2 protein-coding genes and 1 pseudogene are annotated in these 3,478 nt (G+C 72.9%); all 3 read left to right on the forward strand.

Going from position 1 to position 3,478, the window contains the following annotated elements; all coding sequences use genetic code 11:
* The coding region (locus tag ACVNF4_RS33955; protein WP_461806719.1) for a hypothetical protein at window positions 1-1,457 on the forward strand (1,457 nt) is incomplete at its 5' end.
* Window positions 1,458-1,491: 34 nt separating this feature from the next.
* Window positions 1,492-2,370 carry a hypothetical protein gene (locus ACVNF4_RS33960; RefSeq protein WP_461806720.1) on the forward strand — a complete coding sequence of 293 codons (879 nt, stop codon included), beginning with the start codon at window positions 1,492-1,494 and terminating at the stop codon, window positions 2,368-2,370.
* A 112-nt stretch (window positions 2,371-2,482) separates the two neighbouring features.
* Window positions 2,483-3,478, forward strand: a pseudogene (locus ACVNF4_RS33965) (hypothetical protein); the annotation flags it as partial.

Below are 3,478 nucleotides of genomic sequence, written 5' to 3' on the forward strand. Positions count from 1 at the left end.
CGGCCGCCGACGAGGGGCTGGCGCGTCGGCTGCGCGCGCTCGCCTGCACGGCCCCGCTGCACGACCTGGAGGCCCGCAAGGCCAACCTCGCCGGCGCGTACTCCGTCTACGGCATGGCGGAGATCGCCCTCTCGGCGATCGACCTCGTCACCCTCAACATGGACTTCGACACCGGCGCCGACCACGACCACGTCGTCGCCCGCCTCCTCCCCCGCATCGCCGCCCAGGCCCCCCAGCGCCCCGCCCCCGAGCACGAACGCGTCGCCCGCTGGGTCCTGGAGAACCTGATCAACGTCGGCAGCGTCGACCGAGGCTTCCGCGCGGTGTACGGCACGTTCGCCGCCGACGGCAGCTACGTCCGCCGGGACTACGACTTCAAGCTCGTCGAGGAGGTCCCCGGCTACGACGGCGCGGTCTACCTCCGCACGACCGACGAGGCGGTCAACGTCCTCGTCGGCGCCCTCGACACGGACGTCACCAGCGCGCAGATCGCCGCCGAGGTCAAACTGGAGGTCCTCGTCCGGCGCGGCCGGCTCGCCGACGCCCAGCTCGCCGCCGAACAGGCCCGCTACCGCACCGTCCAGTACTCCGAGAGCCTGCGCCGCGCCCTGGAGGCCACCCGGCGCAACGTCCGCGCGGTCGACTGGCTCCACCAGGTGCCCGACATGATCGCCGAGGCGCTGGAGCACGTCGCCGACCGCTACCGGCACGAGAACGCGATCCTCACCAACATCCGCAAGGCCCGCGACGAGATCGAGGACGCCGAGAACAAGCGTCGCGCCGCCGAACTCGTCGACATCGTCAAGGACTGCATCCGCCGCCACACCCAGTTGCAGTCCCGCCTCCTGGAGGCCGGCCCGCTGTTCCGGGCGGAGCAGGACCGCCAGGCGTTCTCGACGCCCATGACGTCCTCGGGGATAGACCTCTACGGCCACCTCGTCGCCCCCGTGCTGCCGCTGCCCCTGGAGCAGGCCGCCCGGGTCACCGGAGCGTTCTTCGCGCGCGGCGCAGGCATGCGCACGCCGGTCTCCGTCCGCGTCGCCGACCTCGTCGAGATCCTCCTCACGCCCCCTGTCGAGCGCGAGCACCTCGGCGCGGAGATGCCCGAGCCCGACCTCATCGCCACGCCCGACGACAGCCGCTTCAGCGAGGAGCAGCTCGCCGCCGCCAAGGTCCTGCTGGACCTCCCGGCCGACGCCCCCCGCAGGCTCTCCGGGCTGCTCGCCGAAGCCCGCCGAACCGACCCCGAACTGCCCTACCTGGTCGCCCTCCTCGCGGTCCACGCCGCCAGCCCCGCGGTGGGCACCGCCTACCGCCAGGGCGAGGAGAAACTCCTGTTCGCCGTGGACGACGGGACCGAACTGGACGACCCCGAGTTCGGCGGGGCCGATCTGATCGTGGGAACCGCACTGCTGGACGCCGTCGGAATGGCCGCGGACCGGACCGAGGCGGCTTGATGTTCTGGAGTTCTTGTTGTGAGTGAGCACGCCGATGACTGAGCACGTCGAGTGGAGTGAGCCGGAGCCTCCCGCGCCCTCGGCTCCCGCCCCGATCACCCCCGCCGACGCCGCCGACGCCGCGCGGCTCGTCGCGTTCGGGCTTCAGCCCAAGCTCCAGCCCGCGCGCGACCAGGAGTACGCCGAACTGCTGCGCCGCTACCGCGAGGACCCGGCGTTCGGGCGGCTCGCCGACGCCGTCGCCACCGGCCTCGGGCTCGTCGTCCTGGAGGTCTCCCCGCGCGCGGGGATGGCCGTCACCGCAGGCGAGGACTCCGTGTTCGCCGTCCGCATGGGCGACTACGCGCGCCGGACGTCCGCCGACGGCAGCGACCGCTTCCTGCACGGCCTCGCGCACCTCGCCGTCGCCGCCATGGCGTTCCCCCGCCCCGAGGACCTCGCGGACGACGGCTACATCGGCCGCGTCAGCGTCCACGGCGTCGACGCGTTCGTCCGGCAGGCGTGCCGGCGCCTGGAGGAACGGGCCGCCGAGGACGGCGAGAACACCGACCCGGCGACCGACGCGCCCGGCCTGGAGTCCGCCTGGCGCGTGTGGACGCGCCGCAGCGCCACCGGCGCGACGAAGGACGCCCGCAGACTCGCCGGCTCCACCACCGGCATCGTCGGCAAGGCCGTCGCGTTCCTCACCGACTCCGGCTTCCTCCAGCGCACCGGGGACGACAACGGCGGCACCTATCGCACGACCGCCCGCTACCAGCTCCAGGTACGGGACATGGCCGGCAGCGCCGCCCTCGCCGAACTGCTGGAACTGGGCGTCGTCCCGGTGACCGACGGGACACCGACGCTGATGCCCGCCGAGGAGACCGACGACCTGGACCTGGTGGCCGACGCCGGTCTCCCGTTCCACGCGTGAACCGTTCGGGCCGCTGAGAACGATCCACTGACAAAGCCTGTCACCGACAGGCCCCACCACCGACAACCCTGCCGACCGATCCACCGCCGAAGATTCAACGACGAGAGCCGCCATGTACGAGCTGTCCCGGGTCCGCCTCTACTCCATCGGTCCAGCCGGTGCGCGCTACGCCGACACCGTGCTCGACCTGCGAGGAGTGGGCGACGTGGTGCCCGACCCCGCGCCCACGCAGGCGGAGTTCTTCCAGGACGAGCCGGTCGGCCCCCCGCGCCGCCCCGCACCCGCGGGCGTGCTCTTCCTGGAGAACGGCGGCGGCAAGTCCGTCCTGCTCAAGCTGATCTTCTCGGTGATGCTGCCCGGCCACCGCAACACCCTGGGCGGCGCCTCCTCCGGCGTGCTGCGCAAGTTCCTCCTGGCCGACGACTGCGGCCACGTCGCCCTGGAGTGGCAGCACGTCCTGACGGGCGAGTGCGTCGTCGTCGGCAAGGTCAGCGAGTGGCGCGGCCGGCAGGTCTCCAACGACCCCCGCAAGTTCGCCGAGGCGTGGTACTCCTTCCGCCCCGGCCCCGGCCTCTCCCTGGACAGCCTCCCGGTCGCCGAGTCCACCGCCGTACGGGCCCCCGTCGAGGGCGCCTCCGGGGCGCAGGGGCGGCGCCGCACCATGAAGGGCTTCCGGGACGCCGTCACCGACGCCGACAAGGCGTACCCGCACCTGGAGGTGCACTGGGAGGAGATCCACGACCGGTGGGTCGAACACCTCACCGAACTGGGCCTCGACCCCGAACTCTTCCGCTACCAGCGCGAGATGAACGCCGACGAGGGCGAGGCCGCCGGCCTCTTCGCCGTCAAGAAGGACGCAGACTTCACCGACCTGCTGCTGCGGGCCGTCACCGACACCCGGGACACCGACGGACTCGCCGACCTCGTCGGCGGCTTCGGCAACAAACTGGGCCGCCGCGCCGAACTGATCGCCGAACGCGACTTCACCGCGGGCTCGGCGGACCTCCTCGGCCGCATCGTCGATGCCACCGAGACGCGTGCGCGCACCCGGGACGTCCACGCCGCGGCCGAGCGCCGCACACGCGCCCTCGCGCGCCGGCTGTCCGCA

The organism is Streptomyces sp. S6 (assembly GCF_054880855.1).